We start from the raw sequence: 22,681 nt of genomic DNA on the forward strand, positions 1-22,681 counted from the left end.
TGATTTATTTATGATTTAGCATCAATTTCTGCTAATACTTGCTCGAATACTTCAATAGGCTGAGCACCACTAACACCATATTGTTCATCGATAACAAAGAAAGGGACACCTTGAACGCCAATTTCAACTGCTTGAGCTTGATCTAAACGTACAGCATCTAAATAAGCATTTGAAGTTAGAATTTCTCTAACGCGTGCTTCTTCTAATCCAATTGATTCAGCTAAGTGAACTAAGAAGTCATCATCATTTAACCATTTTCCTTCAATAAAATAAGCTTTTTTAGCTAATTCCATAAATTCATTCCCTTTGCCTTGTTCTTTAGCAAACTGAAATAAACGATGAGGTTTTAAGGTGTTTCCATGTTGAATAATATCATAATGGTAATCTAAATCAACGTTATTAGCCATTTGAGTAACTTGATTAAACATTGATTGCGCTTGATCAACGCTCATTCCTTTGTGTTCAGCAAAATACTCTTCCATCGTACCCTCAACCTTTTCGGGTGCTGTTGGATCCAATTCATAACTATGAAATTCGATTTCTACGTCTGTGCGGTCTTTAATTGCGGCTTCTAAATGACGTTTTCCAATATAACAAAAAGGGCATACGAAATCCGACCAGATTGCAATTTTCATACTTGATCACTCCTTAAAAATGCTTACTAATGATAAGCATAAAGGTAAAGGGACTTAAAAGTCAATTAAAGTTGATTCATTAGAAAAAAAAGCTTGCAAATAATAAATTGAATGTGTATATTTATTATCAAGTTCTAATTTAATTAGAAAAAGATTAAAATAAGATTAAAAACGGGGGATTTAGTTATGGAGAAGAAGACATGGTGGAAATCTGGAGCCTTATTATTAACAGCAGGTATTTTGGTAGCTTGTGGAAATGAAGCAGATAGTGAAACATCTTCATCAAGTTCAGGCGAAGGGAATTTAGCAGAAGAACAAGTATTGAACTTAGTTGAGATTGCTGAATTGCCTACTGGAGATACAGCATTAGCTACAGATACAGTTAGTTTTACAGTTTTTAATAACGTCAATGAAGGTTTGTACCGTCTTGACAAAGATAGCCAACCTGTTCCAGCTTTAGCTCAAGAAGAAGCAACAGTCAGTGAGGATGGTTTAGAATACACATTTAAATTACGTGAAGATACAACTTGGTCAAATGGCGATCCTGTAACAGCTAAGGATTTTGTATACGCTTGGCAAAGGGTGGTTGATCCTGAAACAGCAGCTTCTTATTCTTACTTATTTGAAGGAATCAAAAATGCAACAGCTATCATTGCTGGAGAGGCTGAACCTGAAACTTTAGGAGTGGAAGCTGTTGGTGATTATGAATTAAAAGTTACAATGGAAACACCGGTACCTTACTTTATTTCTTTAATGGCTTTCCCAACGTTCTACCCTCAAAACCAAGCTTTTGTAGAAGAACAAGGAGATAAATATGGTACTTCAGCAGAAACAATGGTCTTTAACGGACCCTTCACATTTAGCAATTGGGATGGAACAAACCTAAATTGGACTTACGAGAAGAATGATGATTATTGGGATGCTGAAAATGTTACTTTAGAAGAAATCAATGTTGAAGTTATTAAAGAAACGTCTACAGCACTAAACTTATACGATTCTGGTCAAATTGATCGAGTTAATTTAACTGGTGAGTTTGCTAAACAATACAAGGACAATGCAGATTATACTGTTGAAACAGAAGCAAGAACGTCTTATCTTCAATTGAATCAAGAAAAAAATGGAGAAGAAACACCATTAGCTAACGAAAACTTACGTAAAGCAATTGCAACTGCTTATGATCATGAACTATTGGTCAACGAAATCTTAGCAAATGGTTCTCAAACAGTTGGAGGTCTTGTTCCTTCTGAGTTAGCAGCAAATCCAACTTCTGGAGATGATTTCCGTGCAGAATCAGGTGACTACCTAACCTTTGATGCTGATGCAGCCAAAGAATATTGGGAAGCAGCTAAATCTGAACTAGGTACAGATACTGTAACATTAGAATTACTTGGCGATGATGATGAAACAAATAAAAAAGTTGGAGCTTACATGAAAGATCAAATTGAAACGAATTTGCCTGGTGTAGAAGTGACCTTGAAAAACGTTCCTTTTAAATCTCGTTTAGAATTGCAAACAAAACAAGATTACGATTTTGCTTTAGGTGGTTGGGGAGCTGACTTTGCTGATCCAGTAAACTTTATTGATTTAATGACATCAGAAAGTCCATACAACCGTTCTAGCTACAGTAATGCAGAATTTGACGAACTAGTTGCTTTATCTAAAGGAGAGAATGCAACAGATGTTGATGCGCGTTGGACAAACTTGCTTGATGCAGAAAAAATCTTATTAGAAGAAGCAGGTATTGCTCCTCTATTCCAAAGAGCTGCAGCAACTTTACAAAAAGAATATGTTAAGGATATTTACAACCACCAAGTTGGAGCTAAATACACTTACAAAAATGCTTATATTGAAGCTCACTAAAAGTTGACTAAGCAGGACTAAAAATCAGAAGAGCTCTAAACAAAGATCCTAGATCTTTGATTTAGAGCTCTTTCTATTTAACTACGTATTTAGGATTGATTCGCTTTAGCAACGATACGATTTGTTTGTAGATCAAAAAGAATGTTGCAAACAAATAGAGCAGCTAAAATGAAGACACTCACAGATGTATTACCTCCAAGGTAAAAGTGAACAAAGAGAGAATAGATGATTATTTTTGCAATAAGTTGGAGGCTAAAGACTTGCTTTAGTTTTTTAACTAACGGTACAGTTGGTTTTTCTTTGATATTTTTTATGATCCTACGATCATTCACAAGAAAAATGCGAACAAACTGATTCTCGAAATCATAGGCACTAAAATGTCGCAAGGCTAATAAATTACCCATCACGTAGAAAACGATCAATCCAATTAAAAGGTATTGAAACAAGAGCAGTACTCCTTTCTGAGCAGTTAAGAATGGTTTGAATATCTATTATAACATAATGTATGTAGAAAATAATTTCACTAATATATATACAAATAGAACTAATAAAACCCAACCATGAGGTTAATATCATGGTTGGGTTTTACTCTGTTAAAACAAATAAATAATCTTTCTCATCTGCATCATCATAAAAAGACAACGTATTATTTGCTTGACGTTTAGCAATTAATTCATAGCCGTAATGATCGGTGAAAATAAGTTGGTCATGGGAGATAGAAGTGATGCTTCCTACAATAAGTTGACCATTAATAAGAAACTCGCCTTCTTTTGTTATTTTTAAAAATCTCCGTTTATCATTTGTTTCTTGATTGCTCCAAGTTCCAATAAAAGAGGATAAAGGATCTTGAACAAGTTTACTTTTAGATGAGGCATTTTTTTTCTTTGAAACAGATTTACTTAATAGCCCTGCAACAATAGAAAAACCAAAAAAATAATTAATGTATTTATTCATTTTCATGTTTTTATCTCCCGTAAATAAATAATAGAATAAGTGCGTAAAAAAAGTGTTGTCAATTTCAACTCCTTTATTATATGCTTATTTAAGTGAATTAAATAGGGACTAAAGTATTATTTTGATGTCAAATTGATGTTAAATAGATTACTAAAAAGTAAAAGCGAGAGATTAAGTAAAATATAGCCACTTTTTTTCTTAAATCAATAGAAAGACTTGATTATCAACAAAAAACAGTCCAAAATATAAGAGTATGCTTCTTTTCCTTATATAGTGATAAATGAAATTAAATAAAAAATGATAAAGGATGTTACTTTGATGAACGTGATTAAATTTGGTGGAAGTTCTTTAGCTTCAGGAAGTCAGTTGAAAAAAGTAGTGCAAATCGTAAAAGAAGATGCTGCACGGAAAATAGTTGTTGTATCGGCTCCTGGTAAGCGTTCAGCAGAAGATGAAAAAGTGACAGACCTGTTGATTGGATTTGGAATGAAAGCACTTGTCGGACATGACTATAGTGCAGTATTGGGTAAGATTATAGATCGGTACCAAAATATTGCAGAAGAATTAGGGTTGGGGAATGAAATCATTGAGGAAATTAGAACCAATTTAGATTCATTAGTTAACGGCAATAAAGACGAACCCGATTATTATTTAGATGCTTTTAAAGCAAGTGGTGAGAATAATAATGCTAAATTAGTAGCGGCTTATTTTAATCAAGAAGGTGTGCCAGCTCGTTATATGGATCCTCAAGAAGCAGGCTTGGTCGTAACGAATGAACCAGGAAATGCTCAAGTTTTATCGGAAAGTTACGAACAGTTGTATAAATTGCGCGAGAGTAAAGAAGTCATTATTTTCCCAGGTTTTTTTGGCTACACTAGAGAGGGGAAAGTGTGTACTTTTTCCAGAGGCGGATCAGATATTACTGGATCAATTTTAGCAAATGGGATAAAAGCAGATCTATATGAGAACTTTACAGATGTCGATGCTATTTTTGCTGCTAATCCTAACGTAGTAGAGAATCCTATTGGTATAAAAGAGTTAACTTATCGTGAAATGCGAGAGCTTTCTTATGGTGGTTTTTCAGTTTTACATGATGAAGCTTTGCAACCAGCGTTTAAATTAGGAATTCCAGTTCAAATCAAAAACACAAATAATCCCTCAGCACCGGGTACAAGAATCATGAAAGAACGTCAAATGTCGGAACAAGGCGTAATCGGGATCGCTAGTTCAAGTGGATTCAGCAGTATCTATATTGATAAGTATCTGATGAACCGTGAAATTGGTTTTGGGCGTAAGGTATTGGAAATTCTGGAATCAAAAGGGATCAGTTATGAACATATGCCTTCAGGAATTGATAATTTAACGATTATTTTACACAGCAATCAAATGACTACAGAAGAAGAACATTCTTTATTGGTACAATTGAAAGAAGAGTTGGATGCAGATAGCGTAACAGTTGAACGCAATATTGCATTGATCATGATCGTAGGAGAGGGCATGCGCGAAAAAATGTTTACGATGTCAAAAGCAGCGACAGCATTTTCTGAGAACAATATCAATATCGATATGATCAATCAAGGAGCTTCTGAAGTCAGTGTTATGTTTGGTATTCAAGCTAAGCACGAAGACCTAGCAGTAAAAGCATTATATGAAGCTTTTTTTGTAAAATAAGAGTATCATAAAAAAACGGAATATTCCTAAAACTGCAAAAATGGTAAATCTCATTCTTCCTTGGAAGAGTGAGATTTTTTTTGCTTCACTTGTCCATGAAACCAGTCTTCATGGACAAGTGATACATTTTTTTTGGTTCACTCTTCCGTGAAGAGGTGTCTCATGGAAGAGTGAACCCGAATATCTGCTCCAGTTGTCCGACAAAGGCCATTTCATGGAAGAGTGGTGCCAAAGGGTGATCAAAAAAGTTAAATAAAATGCTAAAATAAAAAACTCATTCGTACTTCTGATGAAAAAAACATCAAAAGTACGAATGAATTTTTGAACTAGGACGGTTGTCCTGATCCATCTAGTGATTAACCAAATAAAAGGAAATAAGCAATAACAAGTACACCTAAAATAATTCTGTACCAACCAAAAGCTTTAAAGTCATTGTTTTTAATGTAGCCCATTAAGAATTTAATCGAGATAATGGATACTACAAATGCAACCAGCATTCCGGTTAAAAGAATAGCTACTTCCATACCTGTAAAGGCAAAACCAAACTTAAAGAGTTTAAGGAAGCTTGCGCCAAACATGATCGGGATCGATAAGAAGAATGAGTATTCTGTAGCAACAAAACGAGAAGTACCGATTAAAATAGCCCCTAAGATTGTTGCTCCGGAACGAGAAGTACCAGGAATCAATGAAAGAACTTGGAACATCCCAATGAGAAAGGCTGTTTTATACGTCAAATCGTTAAAAGAAGTGATGGAACTTTCTTTTCCTTTATTCCGATTTTCAATAACAATAAATAAAATTCCGTAAACGATCAGCATAATAGCAACTGTCCAATAATTGTATAAATGATCATTTAACCAGTCATCAAACAGAAAGCCTAATACGGCTGCAGGAAGAACTCCTACAATTACTTTGTACCAGATAGACATAGTATCTTTCTTTTCTAGGGCCGTTTTCTTGGGTGAAAATGGGTTTAGCTTATGGAAAAAAATCAATACTACTGCCAGAATGGCCCCTAGTTGGATGACGACAAAAAACATTTCTTTAAATCCTGCTGAAGCATCTAAATTAATAAATTGCTCTACCAAAATCATATGCCCTGTGCTACTAATAGGCAGCCATTCCGTAACTCCTTCGACAATTCCTAAAAATGCCGCTTTTAATAATTCAATAAAAATCATGTTGTTCTCCTTTCAAATCAAAACCTGGATTAATTACGCACAAAAATAAGTATACCTAAACTTAGTTGTTTATCCTATAGTCTTTAAACAAAATTAAATAATTTTTTAATCAGACTATCAATGATCTTTAAACAACATTAAAGTTGACCTTGAATAAACTGGACAAGTAAACTACTAGCTGCAACAAAGAACCAAGTAATCAGACCAAGTAAAACTGGTTTCACACCCGTTTTCAAGAGATCTTTAAAATTAGCAGATAAACCGATCGAAGCTAGTGCCATTGCAATCATAAAACGTGAAAGCCATTTGGCAGAAGTAATAAATACTTCAGGAAGCAAACCGGTACTACTGATTACAGAAGCAACTAAAAACCATAAAATAAACCAAGGGAATATTTGCTTTAACGAGACCTTTTCAGCATTGCGGCGCTTCTTATAGAGTTGGATGCCAGCAATTAGTAATGACACAGGTATGATCAACGTAGCTCTGGTCAATTTTACAATTGTAGCATAATCTCCAGCAGATTCACTGTAACTGTAACCTGCAGCTACAACTGAGGAAGTGTCATTAATAGCTGTTCCTGCCCACAAACCAAAGCCACCATCTGTTAAATTCATCAAGTGACCTATAAAAGGAAACAGAAAGACGGCGACAATATTAAATAAGAAAATGGTCGAAATGGATAAAGCTATCTCTTCATCTTTTGCCTCAATGATTGGTGAAACAGCAGCAATTGCTGAACCTCCGCATATGGCCGTTCCTACTCCTATTAAAGTTGTAGTGTTCATCGGAATATGTAACCATTTTCCAATAAAAAAAGCACTGATAAAAGCTACAACAATCGTAACAAGTGTAACGCTTAGAGATGAAAGCCCCGTTGATTGGACATCTTGAATGGATAAGCTAAAACCTAATAAGACAATCGAAGCTTGCAAGATTTTTTTTGAAGAGAATTTAATACCCGGCTGAAAGTCAGCAGGAGTACCGATTGTGTTGTTCAATAATAAACCTATAATAATAGCAAATACAGCACTGCCAATAATAGGAAATACATTTCCCAATAGCGTAGCAATAAGTGCAATTGCAATGGAAAGAAAAAGCCCTTTACTAATTTTTTTCATCTATTGATCGTCCTTTCTCTAAGATTTATTTTAACTATAGCATATTTTTAAACGGGTATCGTTTGAGAAACAAAAAAATTGATGATACAGTGAGTTTGTGAAATCGGTTTATCTTATGGGGTTATTCGATTTTGGCGAAACTATTCCTTACTGATAAAAAAATTTAATAAGGAGGATTTTTATGGACTCAATTCACCTTCATCATTTGTTAAGTAAAATGACAAGAGAAGAAAAGATTGGTCAAATGGTCCAATTAGCAGGCGAATTTTATAAAGAAGAAGATAGTGAAAACACAGGTCCCATGCATGAGATGAATTTATCTCCAGAGAAAATGGCTACAATTGGTTCAGTACTTGGCATATCTGGTGCTCAAACATTGATAGATATCCAAAAGGAACATTTAACAAAAAGTCGTCTAGGAATACCACTATTGTTTATGGCGGATGTGATTCATGGATACCGTACAATTTTTCCAATTCCATTGGGCATGTCTAGTACATGGGATCCCGATTTAGTTGAAGAAAGTGCTATTCTGTCTGCAAAAGAAGCAGCTGTTTCAGGATTACATGTTACCTTTGCGCCTATGGTCGACTTAGTTCGTGATGCTCGTTGGGGAAGAGTCCTTGAATCTACTGGAGAGGATCCTTATTTGAATCAACTGTATGCACGTGCGTTTGTCAGAGGCTACCAAGGAGAAGATTTAATGAATAATAAATTGAGTGTAGCAGCTTGCATCAAACACTTTGCTGGATATGGTGCGCCAGTAGCAGGTCGTGAATACAATACTGTTGAATTATCTGAACGGACTTTAAGAGAAATGTATCTGCCCGCTTATCAAGCAGGAATCGATGAAGGCAGTAAATTAGTGATGACAGCATTTAATTCACTTAATGGTGTTCCAGCTACAGCCAATAAGCCTTTGATGCGTGATATTTTACGAAAAGAATTTGGCTTTCAAGGTGTTCTAATATCAGATTGGGCTTCAGTTGGAGAAATGATTCCACATGGGATTGCAGCTGATCTAAAGCAAGCTGCTGAGTTAGCAATAAGAGCAGGTGTGGATATCGAGATGATGACAGGCGGATACTTGAATTATCTACATGATCTGATAGATGAAGGGGAAATTTCTGAATCCCTTCTTGATGAAGCGGTATGGCGCATTTTAACTTTGAAAAATGAGTTAGGTTTATTTGAAGATCCTTATCGTGGTGCAAATAGTAAAGAAGAAAAAACAATGGTGTTTAGCCGAGAGCATCGAGAAAAAGCTAGAAAAATAGCTGAAGAATCAATGGTATTATTGAAAAATGAGAAACAAGTATTGCCTTTAGACAACCAGCAAAAAATCGCATTATTTGTTCCAGAAGAACAATCCAAAGATGTTCTAGGCGCATGGTCTTGGAAAGGACAGCAAAAAGAAAGTGTGTCTGTCTATGAAGGATTGTTGCAACATGTTTCAAAAGAATCGATAGTGTTAAAAACCTATTCTCCTTTAACAAATAAAAATCAGAAAGACTGGCTAGCAGATGTTGAAAATGTCAATGTGTTAATAATTGTAGGTGGAGAATCCTCCTATATGAGTGGAGAAGGGGCAAGTCGAAGCAACCTTAAATTACCAGCAGAACAGATTCAATTGATCAAGAAGCTTCGCACGACATCTAAGCCCATTAGTTTGATTCTACTCAATGGCAGACCTTTAGATTTGACGGATATTATTCAGGATGTGGATAGTATGATTGAAGCTTGGTTTCCAGGTACAGAAGCTGGATCTGCAGTCGCGAATCTTCTATTTGGACTAAAAAATCCAAGTGGCAAATTAACGATGTCTTTTCCAAGAGCAGTTGGGCAAGTTCCTCTTTATTACAATCAAGATAGCACTGGGCGCCCGTTGACACCATATAATCAAGAAGATAAGTACCTTTCAAGATATTTGGATGTAGAGAACAGTCCGCTTTTTCCTTTTGGTTTTGGATTAAGTTATACGCAATTTAAGTATAGTCCAATGCAGGTTACTGTAGCTGAGTCTAAGGAAGAGGTCAGTATAGAAGTTACTATTACAAATAACGGGAACCGGTCAGGTGCTGAAATCGTTCAGTTATATGTTAGAGATAAAGTAGGCGAAGTCGTTCGTCCAGTTAAAGAATTAAAAAGATTTAAAAAAGTATTTTTAGAACCGGGTCAATCAATTGGAGTTTTATTTCAGTTGCAAAAACAAGATTTTGAATATGTTCATCAAGATTTATCTGTGTCCGTTGAAGCTGGGGAGTTTGATTTAATGGTAGGTTCTAATAGTGAAGAGCTAGAAATTGAGACGATTTTTTTAGATTTTAAAAAGAAATGAATAAAAATACATTAAATAGTCAAATAACAGCCATTTTTGTTCTCTTCACGGTGTCTTTTATGGTATCATAAGGTGCAAACTTCTTATTGTTTAGATGATAAGAAGCAGACTATAAAATAGAGAAAGTAGGAATTGAAATGGGAATGTTCGATTTTTTGAAAAAAGATAATAAAAAGGAAAACAATGCAGCAGCAAAATTATTCGCGCCTGCAAATGGGACAGTTGTAGCTATTGAAGAAGTAGCAGATCCAGTTTTCTCCCAAAAAATGATGGGCGACGGATTTGCAGTTATCCCAACAGATGGAAAAATTTATTCTCCAGTAACTGGGAAAGTTGTCAGTGTATTTCCAACTAAGCATGCAATTGGAATTGAACTTCCAAATGGAGTAGAAGTACTTTTACACATGGGTCTAGATACTGTTGAATTAAATGGTGGACCGTTTACTAATTCAGTAGTTGAAGGAGACCAAGTAACACCTGAAACATTAGTTTCTACAGTTGACTTAGTTGCTCTTGAAGCTGCTGGAAAAGATAGCGCAATGGTTGTTGTCTTTACAAACATGGATAAAGTAGCTGATTTCACTTTAAGTGGAAAAGGACAAGCATCTGCTTCAGCAGAAATTGGAACACTTACAGCGAAAGCCTAAAAAAACGTTGATATGATTTACACCCCGAAAGCTAGAGTGAATTCTAGTTTTCGGGGTGTATTTGTATAACTAAATAACCTAATGCGAATAAAATTATTCGATCGTTTGTTCGGAAACAATTAAGCGAATCTACTTTGCTTATAAAAGTTGCTGTAAAGTAGAACAAAAAGGATTATGATTATCTATAGTAGACGAATAAAAAATTAATACTACATACTACAGAACAAAAATAGAATGTGTTATAAAAAAAACTAACGTATAGACGAAAGAGCTCATAAAATCTGAAAGGAAGTATGGAATGTTAACAATCAATCATTTCAGTAAGACCTATAAAAACGAAAAAAAAGCAGTAGACGATATCAGTCTTAAAGTAGACGAAGGGGATATTTTCGGTTTCATTGGTCATAATGGAGCAGGGAAAAGTACCACAATTAAATCAATAGTGGGTATTCTTGATTATGAAGAAGGAGAAATTTTCATTGATGGTCATTCAATGAAAACAGAACCGCTTTTATGCAAGCAAGTTATTGCTTATATACCAGACAATCCAGATTTATATGAACATATGACAGGTATTCAGTATCTGAATTTTATAGCAGATATCTTTAAAATTCCTACAGCTATTCGAGAAGAGAACGTGAAAAAATATGCGAATTTATTTGAAATCACTGGAAATCTTGGAGATCTAATTTCTTCCTATTCGCATGGTATGAAACAAAAGATTGCAATTATTTCGGCTGTGATCCATAAGCCAAAGTTACTTGTATTAGATGAACCTTTTGTTGGTCTAGATCCTAAAGCTGCTGTTGTATTAAAAAAAATCATGTATGAACTGTGTGCACAGGGAAGTTCAGTTTTCTTTTCAACACATGTATTGGATACTGCAGAAAAGCTTTGCAATAAAGTTGCGATGATCAATCATGGAAAACTTGTTTTTTCAGGAACGATGGAAGACATGTTAAAGGAGAAAAAAGGGAGTTCTCTAGAGGAAATCTTTATAGATATTTTGAATCAAGAATAATTAAAAAAGAGGAGAGCACTTTAAGGTATGAATACTAAAGATGTGAAATTAAAACGAAAAAATTTAAGTTGGCTACTTGCTAAAAATAGATTGATAGAGCAACTTGGCTGGAATGTTTTTCGTTATGAAAAGGACAGACGTAAAAGAAATAGTAAAATTGCAGTAGCCGTAGCTATTGGTATGGTTTTACTTATGATCATTTCTTATTGTGGTGGGGTGGCGTACGGCTATGTTTATTTAGGAATGACAGATCTGATTCCTAGTATTGCTATCTTTATCAGCAGCGTGCTCACTTTAACCTTTTCATTGTTTAAATCAAATGGAGAATTCTTTAATTTTAGTGATTATGATCTAGTAATGTCTTTGCCAATAGCTGTAAGGACAATTATTAGCAGCCGCTTTTTGAATATGTATATTTGGAATACTTTTATTGCTTTTCTCGTTATGTTTCCAATGGGAATGACTTATTTGTTTTTTGAACAGCCTAATTTTATAACTTATCTTTTTTGGTTTGTCAGCATCTTTTTAGTCAGCTTGATTCCTACTGTTATTGCAGCTGTTTTTGGAACAGTGGTTACGGCAATTTCATCTAAATTTAAATACACAAATGCAGTATCTACGGTCCTTTCTATCGGATTAGTAGTCGTGTTCTTAATTTTTCTTATGACTGCTTCAACAGCGAATTTCGGATTTGGAGAACTCGTTGATTTTCAAACTGGAACCATAAATACGGATGCATTTTCAAACTTAGCTCCTTTTGTTTCTGATAGATTGAACCAATTATATCTACCCACAAAATTGTTCAAGGAAGCAGTAGTGGATGGAAAACTCCTTTCTTTTCTGATTTTTGTGGTTATCTCTGTTGGTTTGTACTTCCTCTTTTTACAGCTGTTGTCTATAAAATACAAACAAATCAATACAGCACTGTCTTCACATAGTAGCAAAGGGAATTATAAAATTGGGGTGTTGCGTCAGAGTGGGGTGCTTATGGCATTGTATAAAAAGACACTGATGCGAATCTTAAAGTCAACAGTAGCTGCCACAAATTTATTGATTGGTTGTGTAATGGCAATTCTATTGGCCGTTAGTACATTACTCATAGGGCCAGAAAAAATAGTACAGAGCCTGGAGTTAGGTGAGTACTTTCCAATCTTAAAAAATAGTGCTGGTTATGTTATTGCAGCTATGGTTTCTATGACAAATACGGCTACTATCTCACTCGCTTTAGAAGGGAAAAATGTCTGGTTGATCAAATCATTGCCAATTTCTCCAAAGACCCTGTATGACAGTTATTTATTAACCAATCTTACGTTTACTATTCCAACATCGATTGTCTGTTCACTATTGTTTAGTATCTCTTTAAAAACGAGCTTCATTGAAACAATTTTGATAATCGTTACACCACTTAGCTTTTTACTATTTACAGCAGTAGGAGGCATTTTTATTGGAAATAGGATGGCTTATTATGACTGGCAGGATGAAACACAACTCATCAAGCAGAGTATGATGAGCTTAGTAGGAATGTTAGGCGGTATGGTAATCATTCTATTGTTCGGGATAATAGCTAACATAGGCATTCTTCCATTAAAAATCAATACGATTACATTTAGTATAAATCTATTTATTTTAATAGTTACAGGCCTGTTGTATTTGCATGAATGCAATCGTCCAATAAAACAATAAAATCCAAAAGAAAAGAGCCACTCAAGAATTTTTTTCTTCTTGAGCGACTCTTTCTTAGTTATGTTGGGCGTACAATCGTGAATTCTTCAGCTAGTGTAGCGTATTGGTTACCGGCAAGCCGTGCAACGGGATTTAATTTATCCGTTAAAATATATTCTTTTTCTTGATCAAAGACTGTCTCATCAAAAAAGAAATCTGTTACTCGAATAAAAAAGAAGTCCGTTACAATGTTGTTATGCTCATCTTTAATCGGTACGTATTGATGTAAGACACCTTCAAAACGAATTTTAGCTTCTACAATAGAAGGAACTTGCACGCTCAGACTGTCAATCAGCGTTAAGTTTGTTTGATCCAACTCACTTTCGTCTGGTGAAAGTGGGGCAGATGTTTGATTCATATCCTCAACGACAGATTGATCAACAATGTGTACAACCGCTTCTTTTCGATCAAGAATATTACGAGCGGTGTCTTTAATAACGCCATCTTTTCTTAAGATAGCAACGGTTAATAAAGGTAATTCATTGGATGCTGCACTGAAGAAGCTGAAAGGAGCGGCATTTACCACTGAACCATCTTTTGATAAAGTGGTAACCCAAGCAATTGGGCGTGGAATCACACTTCCGCTAACAAATTTGTACTGTTGTTTTTTGTTTAATTGTTCTGCTGTATAGTGAAACATAATTAGTCACTTCCTAAGGGGTTAATTTAAAAAACAAATTATCAATTAATCTGGCAGCTTGATCTTAATCTAAATACTCTTTTTGAAAAACTTTTGTACTGCGTATGGTATCTATAGGACGAACAAGTTGTTCGATTTCTTTCCGTTGATCTCTGAACTTTGGTGGTAAGGCTAAGGTTTCACCCAATATTTCATAATTCTCTTCATCGTCGATAAAACCAGGACCATCTGTTGCAAATTCAAACAATATACCTGGAGATACACGAGCATAAAGAGATTCAAAATAAAAACGATCGACATAACCAGAAGTTGGCAAACCAAATTGATTCAATCGTTGAATCCACTCTTCTAAAACAGCACGGTCTTCTACACGAAATGCAACGTGATGCACATTTCCATAACCTTGTTGGGCATCAGGAAGGAGCTCGTTATGTTCAACAATCACTTGTGCTCCATTTCCTCCTTCGCCAACTTCAAATTGATGAAATTGATTTTCTTGAGCAATTTCTTTAAACAGTAATACTTTTTCCAGTATTTCTTTCATAAAGTCAAAATTTTTCACACGTAAAAAGATAGGACCTAAACCAGTAATAGCAAATTCATCTGGAACTGGGCCTTTATGCCATGGAAACCCAGATGCTATGCCTACATTATTTTCATCTGAGATCAATTGATAGTGTTGATTATCAAAATCATGGAAAGCTAGAACTTTAACACCAAATTGTTTTGTGATTCCTTTGTGCGGTACATTATATTTATCAAATCGTTTTATCCAATAATTTAAAGCAGCATCACTTGGCACACGTAAAGAAGTCTTTGAGATATCATTGGTTCCTTTTGACCCTTTAGGAATCCCAGGGAAGTCAAAAAATGTCATATCTGTACCTGCGCTGCCTTTATCGTCTGAAAAGAAAAGGTGATACGTTTGAATGTCATCTTGGTTCACTGTCTTTTTTACTAAGCGGACACCCAAAACGTTCGTAAAGAAGTCATAAATTTTTTCCGCGCTACTTGTAATAGCTGTTACATGGTGAATCCCTTTTAATCCATTCATATTAAAAATCCTCCAATTGAGCTTCAATTTCTGCTCGTTTATTTTCTAAGAAAGCGGGTAGTGCAAGTGTGGTCCCTAACTTTTCAATTGGTTCATCAAGTGTAAATCCAGGAATTTCAGTGGCTAACTCAATTCGCAGACCGTTTGGTTCTTTTACATATAAGCTTTTAAAATAGCCACGTTCAACATATTGATCAATGGGTAGTCTCATTTGTACAGCTTTTTGATACATCTCTTCTAACTCTTTAGATGAATGAACGGTATAAGCAATATGATCAATAGATCCTCTGCCCATTCGAGATAAATCGGTCTTGCCACTAGAAGCAACTGATGTGAAAACATCCTGCTGATCAATTTGAACTCGATGTTTTTGATTCAATAAAGATAATCCTAAATAATCGATTAAAAAAGAGAGTGTTTCTTCAGGACGCTCAACTTTAAGCAAACTGTCAAAAATACCAATGATTTGGTTTGAGAGAGGGACATCTGAATGCTTAGTTGCATTTGCAGATAGGATCACATCATCAACTTCAATCAAAGAGAGTTCAAATTGATCAGGATCTTTAAAGAATAGAGACGATTCGTTCTGATCCAATTTGGTTTCAATTGAATAACGTGCTAAACGAGATTCCCAATAAGATAGCGTGCCTTTAGGAATTTTTAAGGCAACAGTTGAGAAATAATTATTCTCATGATAAGCACTGCCAACTTTCTTTAATTCAAAAAAAGTCAGTAGAGTGCCAGGGTTTCCTTGATAATCTCCATAAAATAAATGACGTATCGCTGTATTTTCTTGATTAACTGTATTTTTAACAAAACGTAATCCAAGAATAGAGGTATAGAAAAAATGATTCTCCCTAGCTGATTTAGTGAAAGCAGAGATATGATGAATACCTTTAATCACAGAATAAAATCTCCTTTCGTCAAATAATGGATCATTGAAATGAATTTATAATGTAACTATAACACATCGTAAAAATACTTACAATAAATAAGTTTAATTCGAGATAAATTACATTAAGATAAAAATAAAAAACTAATCCAAACCTATTAATAGGTTTGGATTAGTTTTTTATTTGGACTTATTCAAAAGCGACACAAACACATTCTGGAGCATAAACATCTTTTTGAAGCAGAGACAACAGGCCTGTTTCTGCATCTCTTTCAAATAAAGTCAGTTTATCAGAATTTTGATGGCCAACGACTACGAATTGTTCAGAAGGGTCTAGTGCGAAATCACGAGGAGTATCTCCTTCAGATGAGATCAACTGAATACGCTCAATAGCATCTCCCGTTTCATTAATTGCATATACCGCAATTGAGTTGTGGCCACGATTAGAAGAATACAAGAAACGACCGTCTTCAGTAACACGCACAGCTGAGCCACTATTGAAAGTAGTATGTGTGTCTGGAATAGAGGAAACAGTTTGAACAGTTTCAAATGAACCATCAGCAGCATTGTATGCTAACACAACGATTTCACTCGTTAATTCTCCGACAAGGTAAGCAAATTTACCATTTGGATGGAAAACTAAATGACGAGGACCAGTACCAGGCTTAGCTGTATACGTAGTGGCTAAATCTAATTTTCCATCCTCAGAAACCTTATAAGTGTAAATTTTGTCGGTTCCTAAATCACAAGCTACAACATAATTACGATCTGGCGTTAAATCCAAGTAATGCGCATGAGCTTTTTCTTGATTTTCATGAACACTTGAACCTTCATGTTGTTTAACATCTGTTAATGTTAAATTGCCTTTATTATCTGCTTTGTAAACAGAAACAAAACCATCATGATAACTAGTTGTATAGACTAGCGAGCGATTGGCATCATAAGCGACGTAACATGGTGGGGCAGCATTTTCTTCGATTAATTCACTTGTTTTTTCAAAAAAAGTAGTTGTATTTTCATAAGCTGTTGCTGGTTTTTTCTTGAATGAAGCGAGTCCGCCTCCAGTAGCCGTTTTACTAACAGAATAAATAATGTCTTTTCCATTTGATAAAGCTATATAAGTAGGATTTCCTACTTTTGCTACAAGTTTGGCCTCTTCTAATTGTTTTGTTTGAGTATTCAAGACGATCTCATAAATACCTTCACTGTTTCCTTTAGTATAAGTTCCTAAATAAATGGTTTCTTTCATTGTAAAGCCTCCTTGGTTTTATGTAACAGGTTTCAAATTCAAGTATAGCACTTGCTTATTAAAGAATTAAAGCAAAAAGACACTATTTTAAAAAAAAAGTGTCTTTTTGCAATGATTGTAATCTTTTTATTATTAATGAAGAAGAGTAGTAATCGCTTCGTAAATTCGTTGATTCGACTGAGTATCATGATAGTAAAGCAGTGCATCTGCTTTTTGCTGGTTTTTACGAGAAACCTGAAATTGATTTATACCGATCTGTTCTAGCAAATGAATCAAACTTTCTTCAGAAGTTGTAATTTCACCCGGCAGCTCATTTAAATAAGTATGGGTAGAATTAAATGGTACTTCAGAAGCCAGTGTTTTAACATCTGGTTGATAAAATAAAACCGGTTTTAAAAGGAAACTAAAATCAAAAGCAATAGGATCTGCATCCGTGATCAAAAGACTGCTTTCTTTAATCAATTGTTGTATGTCTTCTTGATTTTGAAGCAATACAGTACAATTACAAGCGGTAAATGCTGCTACATAGTGAAGCATCGAAGTAGGGAGAGCTGTCACAACCTCTAATTGGTATTGCTGAACAAAGTCTAAAAATGTTGGATTTTGTAATAGTGAAATAAACGATAAAGCCATGTGTTCAATGACATCCGATTGATAGTATAAACCAGAATCGTGATTCATTGGAAAAATAAGCAACTGACGTTTATTTGCTGAAAGAGACTCATTCGTTAATAGTTCATCAAAGCGTGGCAAACCAGTAATGGAAACTTTATCTTCAGGGAAGTTTAAGGTTTCGATTGCAAGGCGTTTCTCCGTTTTTGAACTCACAAAAAACAAATCTGCTTTGAACCGCTTAGCATTGTATTCTAAACTAGCTTTTATATCTTGCAACCCAAGAACATTTTTTTGCAAAACAACCTTCTTAGCACTCAACTCGTCTAACCACAAAGGATTGCGTGTTGGCAAGATAACATAAGGTTCTTCAGTTGTGATCAGTAATTGAGCCATTAATAAAGTCCAAATGTATTTTTTTGATTTATAAATCAAGAGGTGATCTTCTCCTAAAGCTGCAGCTTTAGCGTAATCAGGCGAAGTTTTGTCAATGACATAATAAACTTCTTTTTCTGGATGCTGCTGTCTCATGTAACAATAAAAAGCCCAACCATTATTTTTAGCTTCCATAGGAGTTTCACCAATGATCCAAATACCCCGATTGCTATAAAAAGGGCGTAAAACAGGCGCAAAGGGAAGGAGTTCTTTCATATATTCGATAGTTTCATTTTCAAAATTTGTCACAGAAAGAATAAAGTTATTTGATTGTCCAGTAAAATTAGGAGCTAAAAACTTAGTATTTTTCCCATAAGAATAAGAAAAACAAGTGTAATTTTTCTTGGCATTTGCATCGCTGGGATTAGAGACACGAATAATAGTTGGATCAAAAAAACCATTTAAATACAGTTCAAAATATAAATCAAAATCTTCGTCATTTGTATTGCTGATAAAAAAATCGCGTGCACATTCTTCTAAATCTATATTAATTTGATAATCATAATAATGGAGATGCGTTCCATCTGTTGAATCAGTAAGTTGATGATCGGAATGAATGACTTGGCGATGGCCGAATTTTCTTCCTATCATTACAGTATCGATGCGATTAATAGGAATTGCTTTGGTCACGATTGTACCGGTTAGTGCTAGTGTGTCTTTTTTTAATTGAATAGTATCTATTTTTGAATCTTGAATGTAGCGCACACTGCGTACTGGAATATTGATAGTAAAACAAAATCCTTGTGTTTTACGACTAAAATAAGGGTAAAGATGATGACCGCTATCTTGTACTTCCGTCAACCCATAGGATTCATAATGAGAAAAACGGTTAAGAGATAAAGGTTCATCTTTTTCGATTTCATGATCGTCTATTAAATAACGAACAGTAAAATAAAATTCAAAGTGTTCTTTTGGATCCCAAGGAACATATTTTTTAATAAAAGAGCGTATATCAACTGAAAAAGTATAGGCTTCATTAGGACTATCTGCTATAAAAGAGTGTTTTTCCCCAGTTTCTCTATGTAATATGAAAAATTCTTTGAATTCCGTTGAAACATCTTTCGATAAAGTGACAGTGGTAATTAATTCATCATCCTGTTTTGTTACACTAAATGATGGATGACGAAGCTCTTTAATTATTTTTTCAGCTTGTTCTATTTTTAAGTGTTGCTCATTAGTAGTAGAATTCATAAAATTCACCTCCATTATTGTGATAGTCTAGTTTAATTTATCATACCAGTCTCGCCAACAGGTAGCAATCACTATAAGTGTTTTTTAAAGGAATGAGTTATTTTTTGTTTATTAAGCAGCTTACCATTTAGTAACCTTTAGAAGAGAGAATATGGTAAAATAAATAAGAAAAGAAGAATATGAAAATGAGAAAGGAATGAATAGTATGTTAATTGGAACAATCACTGCAATTGGAGAAAATGCTATTAGTAAAAAAGATCCAATGATAATTTTATTTGGAGAGCAAGCTACAGAGGAAATTCGTACAGTAGCCATTATCCAATCTTTTGAAAAAGATAAAGAAAAGATAAAATTACAATCAGGGGACACTATTTCTTTTGATGAAAAGGTGTATACCATTGAAACTGTTGGAAGTTTAGCAAATGAAAATTTGAATACCATTGGACACGTTACCCTTTCATTTTCAGGAGTTCCAGAAGATGATCGAATTGAAAGCGGCATTTATTTATCGCCACATGAATTGCCTGAAGTATCTGTGGGTACTAAAATAAGTTACAACAATTAGTTTTATAAGTGTATAGGAACAGATGAGAGAGGTGAGGATATGGGCGAAGAAAAAATAAAAAGCAAAACCAGTGAGAAAACAACATGGTTTTGGAAATGGTTTTTAAATAATAAAGTCGTTTCAATTTTATTGATTTCCCTTTTGATTTTTTTAAATCTTTTAGTGTTTCCAAAAGTTGAGTATGTGTTTTCACCCATTAGAGATTTTTTGAGCATCATTGGATTACCGGTTATCTTAGCTGGAATCTTATATTACTTGGTTAACCCTTTGGTAGATTGGATGGAGCGGAAAAAAATTCCTCGCTTGTTAGGCATAACTTGGATATTTATTGTTATAGGAGCTTTAATTGTTTGGGGAATTACAACGTTGATTCCAATCATTCAGGAACAGACTATTAGTATCATTGAAAATTGGCCAATTTATTGGGATAATATTGTTTCTCAAATAGACAGTTGGTTAAGAAGTGATGTGCTATCTGAATTTCAAACAAGATTATCTGATTTCAATACAAATATAATGTCCAATTTTTCTGAACAAGCAGATGGATTCGTAGGTTCAACTTTCGCTAGTATTGGAAGCGTGGTAGGAGCAGTGACAAATGTTGTTATTGCAATTATTACGATGCCTTTTATTTTATTTTACTTGCTGAAAGATGGAAAAAATCTTCCTTATCACGTGATGAAAATCATTCCTTCAAAAATGAGAGTTAGTACGTATCAATTGTTATCTGAAATCAATATGCAAATTAGTCAATATATACGTGGGCAATTAATGGTAGCTTTTTTTGTCGGCTTAATGTTTTGGATAGGATTTGCTATTATTGGATTGGAATATGCTGTTACATTAGGTGTACTGGCTGGATTCTTAAATCTGATCCCTTATCTAGGCTCATTTTTAGCAACTGTGCCAGCTATTGTGATTGCTTTGGTAGACTCACCAAGTATGTTGATCAAGGTACTGATCGTATTTGCCATTGAACAAACGATCGAAGGAAGAGTGATTCAACCGCAAATTTTAGGGAATAATTTAGAAGTTCATCCCCTTACCATTATCATTGTTTTGCTATCCGCCGGGAAAATTTTTGGTGTTCCAGGTGTAATTCTAGGTATTCCTGGATATGCCGTTTTAAAAGTGATAGTTGTTCATTTCTTTAGATGGTATAAAGAATATACTGGTTTATATGAGAATGATGAAAATCCGGCCCCGCCACCAGTTGTAATCGTAAAGAAAAAAAGGATAAAAAGTTAACATTAAACAAAAATTATTGTGGTAGCTGAATGTACTGAACACTTACAGTCAGTCAACAACCTAATTTACCAACTGACTGGTATGAAGACGGTATTCAACCGAATTCGTACCAGTCAGTTTTTCTTTTATTCAATCATTGTGATAGTAATGGAGGGGATACAAATTGAAGAAAAAATTTATTTGTGGATTTTTCTTGCTGATGGCGCTTAGCTTTTTTTTGACTGGATGTTTTTCAACGTCTATTAGTAAACAAATTTCTAATTCTTTAGCTGTTCAATTGCCATCAGAAGTAGAAATCGACTATGAAGATGATCACGGGGGTTTTCATGGCGACGGAGTTACAATTGCTAATGTTCAATTTCAAGAAGATGAGGCTAAAGAGATTTTATCTCAGATTCAGAACAACAAAGATTGGAAACCTACTCCTCTTTCGGAGAATATCGAACTAGAATTTTATGGTGGTGAAAAAAACGATGTTTATTATACATCTGATTTAGCAGAGAAAAATAATATGCCTGAAATTACAGATGGTTATTGGATATTTATCGACAGATATGATGGTGAAGAACGGATTACTGAAGGAGAAGAGTTGTTTTCTGAGTCTGCTAAAAATTATACAGCAGGAATATACGATATTGAAACTAAAAAGTTGTATTATTTTGAGTACGACAGCTGATCGTTGATTTGGGATGCTGCGCCTATTGTAAATTTAACTGTCGTATAAAAAATGGTTGTTTAACAAATGGTGTTGATACAACAAAAATAAAATTTCTTCTGGAATCGACAGGTTTGCTTGTGGAGAACCAAGGGGACCGTCTGAAGGGATGGAGTCTCCAGACTTTCAAGCCTTAAACAAAGCGTAATCGCTGAAGTGCTAACGCTTTGTAAGTCGCATTGAATCCTTAGACATGGCTACAAGCAACCTTATTCCTCCAGAAATATCCTGTAATCAATTTAACTAACCTACCAACACTAAAAATTATAGAGCCAAAAAAAATCAACCCTTTTCTCAGTAACGAGAAGTAGAGGTCGATTTTTTTATAGCTGTTTGTAGAGTATTCTGTTGTTTTTAATTGGTAGTATTTCCTAAAAATTCTAAGGCAAATTCGACATGCCAAGCGGCTCCTAATTTTAAAATATCTTCGTCAAGTTCATAATGGTCATCATGAGGAGCATGAATGGTATTTTTTTCTTCATTATATATTCCAATGATGCCGTAGACACCGGGAGCTTCTTTCAGATAATAAGAGAAATCTTCAGAATTCATTGCTCTTGGGAACTCTGAAACCTTATTTGAACCAAATATTTTCGTTCCAGCATTGGTTGCTATTTTTGCTAGAGCTGCTTCATTTTTAGTTGGAGGAGTGCTCGGCTCGATTGTTACATCAACAGTAATTTCATACATGTCCGCAAAAGCTTTAGCATGGCGCTTAATGGCTGCATGAGTAAAATCACGACTCTCTTCATCAAAGTAGCGCATTGAAATGTCCATTGTTGTTTCTTTTGGAACAATATTGGCTTTTTTTCCGCTTGCAAAGCGTCCAACATTTAGAACAACGGGATTTCTGGAATCAACATTTTTAGCAATGATCTCTTGCAAATCAAGTGCAAATTGAGCAGCAGGAGTGAAGGAATCTTTTCCTAG

The 22,681-nt window shown here is 34.6% G+C and carries 20 protein-coding genes; 9 read left to right on the forward strand and 11 right to left on the reverse strand.

Going from position 1 to position 22,681, the window contains the following annotated elements:
* Positions 1 to 8 precede the first annotated feature (8 nt).
* Positions 9 to 635: a DsbA family oxidoreductase gene (locus ABS911_RS00435; protein ID WP_350465747.1), complete on the reverse strand. Its 627-nt coding sequence runs from the start codon at positions 633 to 635 to the stop codon at positions 9 to 11.
* Between the two features lie 186 nt (positions 636 to 821).
* Between ABS911_RS00435 and ABS911_RS00440 the strand changes: the two genes are divergently transcribed.
* On the forward strand, positions 822 to 2,495 hold the full coding sequence (locus ABS911_RS00440) for a peptide ABC transporter substrate-binding protein (protein WP_350465748.1): 1,674 nt from the start codon (positions 822 to 824) through the stop codon (positions 2,493 to 2,495).
* An 89-nt stretch (positions 2,496 to 2,584) separates the two neighbouring features.
* Here ABS911_RS00440 and ABS911_RS00445 read toward each other — a convergent pair whose 3' ends face one another.
* On the reverse strand, positions 2,585 to 2,941 hold the full coding sequence (locus ABS911_RS00445) for a hypothetical protein (protein WP_350465749.1): 357 nt from the start codon (positions 2,939 to 2,941) through the stop codon (positions 2,585 to 2,587).
* A 139-nt stretch (positions 2,942 to 3,080) separates the two neighbouring features.
* Positions 3,081 to 3,455, reverse strand: coding sequence for a DUF4828 domain-containing protein (locus tag ABS911_RS00450; RefSeq protein WP_350465750.1), 375 nt, complete (start codon positions 3,453 to 3,455; stop codon positions 3,081 to 3,083).
* Between the two features lie 312 nt (positions 3,456 to 3,767).
* Here ABS911_RS00450 and ABS911_RS00455 point away from each other — a divergent pair, with 312 nt between their 5' ends.
* A complete protein-coding gene (locus ABS911_RS00455) occupies positions 3,768 to 5,120 on the forward strand; it encodes an aspartate kinase (protein WP_350465751.1) in 1,353 nt (450 codons plus the stop codon).
* Between the two features lie 356 nt (positions 5,121 to 5,476).
* Here the strand turns inward: ABS911_RS00455 and ABS911_RS00460 are convergent, their stop codons facing one another.
* Both ABS911_RS00460 and ABS911_RS00465 read right to left on the reverse strand, forming a co-directional pair.
* Positions 5,477 to 6,301, reverse strand: a complete 825-nt coding sequence (locus ABS911_RS00460; protein ID WP_350465752.1) for an undecaprenyl-diphosphate phosphatase — start codon at positions 6,299 to 6,301, stop codon at positions 5,477 to 5,479.
* Positions 6,302 to 6,438: 137 nt separating this feature from the next.
* A complete protein-coding gene (locus tag ABS911_RS00465; RefSeq protein WP_350465753.1) occupies positions 6,439 to 7,422 on the reverse strand; it encodes a YeiH family protein in 984 nt (327 codons plus the stop codon).
* A 181-nt stretch (positions 7,423 to 7,603) separates the two neighbouring features.
* On the opposite strand from ABS911_RS00465, the gene ABS911_RS00470 reads away from it, so the two are divergent.
* From ABS911_RS00470 to ABS911_RS00485, 4 genes are all read left to right on the forward strand, one after another.
* Positions 7,604 to 9,760: a glycoside hydrolase family 3 N-terminal domain-containing protein gene (locus ABS911_RS00470; protein WP_350465754.1), complete on the forward strand. Its 2,157-nt coding sequence runs from the start codon at positions 7,604 to 7,606 to the stop codon at positions 9,758 to 9,760.
* 143 nt (positions 9,761 to 9,903) lie between these two features.
* On the forward strand, positions 9,904 to 10,407 hold the full coding sequence (locus ABS911_RS00475; protein WP_350465771.1) for a PTS sugar transporter subunit IIA: 504 nt from the start codon (positions 9,904 to 9,906) through the stop codon (positions 10,405 to 10,407).
* Between the two features lie 298 nt (positions 10,408 to 10,705).
* A complete protein-coding gene (locus ABS911_RS00480) occupies positions 10,706 to 11,428 on the forward strand; it encodes an ABC transporter ATP-binding protein (protein ID WP_350465755.1) in 723 nt (240 codons plus the stop codon).
* Positions 11,429 to 11,455: 27 nt separating this feature from the next.
* Positions 11,456 to 13,111, forward strand: coding sequence for an ABC transporter permease (locus ABS911_RS00485; protein ID WP_350465756.1), 1,656 nt, complete (start codon positions 11,456 to 11,458; stop codon positions 13,109 to 13,111).
* Between the two features lie 58 nt (positions 13,112 to 13,169).
* Here ABS911_RS00485 and ABS911_RS00490 read toward each other — a convergent pair whose 3' ends face one another.
* The 5 genes from ABS911_RS00490 to ABS911_RS00510 form a co-directional block, all read right to left on the reverse strand.
* Positions 13,170 to 13,790 carry a flavin reductase family protein gene (locus tag ABS911_RS00490; protein WP_350465757.1) on the reverse strand — a complete coding sequence of 207 codons (621 nt, stop codon included), beginning with the start codon at positions 13,788 to 13,790 and terminating at the stop codon, positions 13,170 to 13,172.
* Between the two features lie 64 nt (positions 13,791 to 13,854).
* The gene (locus ABS911_RS00495; RefSeq protein WP_350465758.1) at positions 13,855 to 14,844 is read right to left on the reverse strand and encodes a ring-cleaving dioxygenase; all 990 of its coding nucleotides are present in this window, start codon (positions 14,842 to 14,844) and stop codon (positions 13,855 to 13,857) included.
* Between the two features lies 1 nt (position 14,845).
* Positions 14,846 to 15,748, reverse strand: coding sequence for a VOC family protein (locus ABS911_RS00500; protein WP_350465759.1), 903 nt, complete (start codon positions 15,746 to 15,748; stop codon positions 14,846 to 14,848).
* Between the two features lie 178 nt (positions 15,749 to 15,926).
* Entirely contained in the window at positions 15,927 to 16,985 is a 1,059-nt protein-coding gene (locus tag ABS911_RS00505) for a lactonase family protein (protein WP_350465760.1), read from the reverse strand.
* A gap of 132 nt (positions 16,986 to 17,117) precedes the next feature.
* Positions 17,118 to 19,223, reverse strand: a complete 2,106-nt coding sequence (locus tag ABS911_RS00510; RefSeq protein WP_350465761.1) for a CDP-glycerol glycerophosphotransferase family protein — start codon at positions 19,221 to 19,223, stop codon at positions 17,118 to 17,120.
* 205 nt (positions 19,224 to 19,428) lie between these two features.
* Between ABS911_RS00510 and ABS911_RS00515 the strand changes: the two genes are divergently transcribed.
* From ABS911_RS00515 to ABS911_RS00525, 3 genes are all read left to right on the forward strand, one after another.
* Positions 19,429 to 19,788, forward strand: coding sequence for a PTS glucitol/sorbitol transporter subunit IIA (locus ABS911_RS00515; protein WP_350465762.1), 360 nt, complete (start codon positions 19,429 to 19,431; stop codon positions 19,786 to 19,788).
* 39 nt (positions 19,789 to 19,827) lie between these two features.
* Positions 19,828 to 21,036, forward strand: a complete 1,209-nt coding sequence (locus ABS911_RS00520) for an AI-2E family transporter (protein ID WP_350465763.1) — start codon at positions 19,828 to 19,830, stop codon at positions 21,034 to 21,036.
* A gap of 163 nt (positions 21,037 to 21,199) precedes the next feature.
* Entirely contained in the window at positions 21,200 to 21,712 is a 513-nt protein-coding gene (locus ABS911_RS00525; RefSeq protein ID WP_350465764.1) for a hypothetical protein, read from the forward strand.
* A 393-nt stretch (positions 21,713 to 22,105) separates the two neighbouring features.
* Here the strand turns inward: ABS911_RS00525 and ABS911_RS00530 are convergent.
* Positions 22,106 to 22,681, reverse strand: a 576-nt coding sequence (locus ABS911_RS00530; RefSeq protein WP_350465765.1) for a M20/M25/M40 family metallo-hydrolase, incomplete at its 5' end; no start/stop codon positions are given.

This window comes from Carnobacterium sp. (assembly GCF_040274425.1).

What these genes read in the sequence shown, in the direction of transcription:
- ABS911_RS00435 (WP_350465747.1), bottom strand. Translation starts at nt 635, where the DNA reads ATGAAAATTGCAATCTGGTCGGATTTCGTATGCCCTTTTTGTTATATT.
- ABS911_RS00440 (WP_350465748.1), top strand. Translation starts at nt 822, where the DNA reads ATGGAGAAGAAGACATGGTGGAAATCTGGAGCCTTATTATTAACAGCA.
- ABS911_RS00450 (WP_350465750.1), bottom strand. Translation starts at nt 3,455, where the DNA reads ATGAAAATGAATAAATACATTAATTATTTTTTTGGTTTTTCTATTGTT.
- ABS911_RS00455 (WP_350465751.1), top strand. Translation starts at nt 3,768, where the DNA reads ATGAACGTGATTAAATTTGGTGGAAGTTCTTTAGCTTCAGGAAGTCAG.
- ABS911_RS00460 (WP_350465752.1), bottom strand. Translation starts at nt 6,301, where the DNA reads ATGATTTTTATTGAATTATTAAAAGCGGCATTTTTAGGAATTGTCGAA.
- ABS911_RS00465 (WP_350465753.1), bottom strand. Translation starts at nt 7,422, where the DNA reads ATGAAAAAAATTAGTAAAGGGCTTTTTCTTTCCATTGCAATTGCACTT.
- ABS911_RS00470 (WP_350465754.1), top strand. Translation starts at nt 7,604, where the DNA reads ATGGACTCAATTCACCTTCATCATTTGTTAAGTAAAATGACAAGAGAA.
- ABS911_RS00475 (WP_350465771.1), top strand. Translation starts at nt 9,904, where the DNA reads ATGTTCGATTTTTTGAAAAAAGATAATAAAAAGGAAAACAATGCAGCA.
- ABS911_RS00480 (WP_350465755.1), top strand. Translation starts at nt 10,706, where the DNA reads ATGTTAACAATCAATCATTTCAGTAAGACCTATAAAAACGAAAAAAAA.
- ABS911_RS00485 (WP_350465756.1), top strand. Translation starts at nt 11,456, where the DNA reads ATGAATACTAAAGATGTGAAATTAAAACGAAAAAATTTAAGTTGGCTA.
- ABS911_RS00490 (WP_350465757.1), bottom strand. Translation starts at nt 13,790, where the DNA reads ATGTTTCACTATACAGCAGAACAATTAAACAAAAAACAACAGTACAAA.
- ABS911_RS00495 (WP_350465758.1), bottom strand. Translation starts at nt 14,844, where the DNA reads ATGAATGGATTAAAAGGGATTCACCATGTAACAGCTATTACAAGTAGC.
- ABS911_RS00505 (WP_350465760.1), bottom strand. Translation starts at nt 16,985, where the DNA reads ATGAAAGAAACCATTTATTTAGGAACTTATACTAAAGGAAACAGTGAA.
- ABS911_RS00510 (WP_350465761.1), bottom strand. Translation starts at nt 19,223, where the DNA reads ATGAATTCTACTACTAATGAGCAACACTTAAAAATAGAACAAGCTGAA.
- ABS911_RS00515 (WP_350465762.1), top strand. Translation starts at nt 19,429, where the DNA reads ATGTTAATTGGAACAATCACTGCAATTGGAGAAAATGCTATTAGTAAA.
- ABS911_RS00520 (WP_350465763.1), top strand. Translation starts at nt 19,828, where the DNA reads ATGGGCGAAGAAAAAATAAAAAGCAAAACCAGTGAGAAAACAACATGG.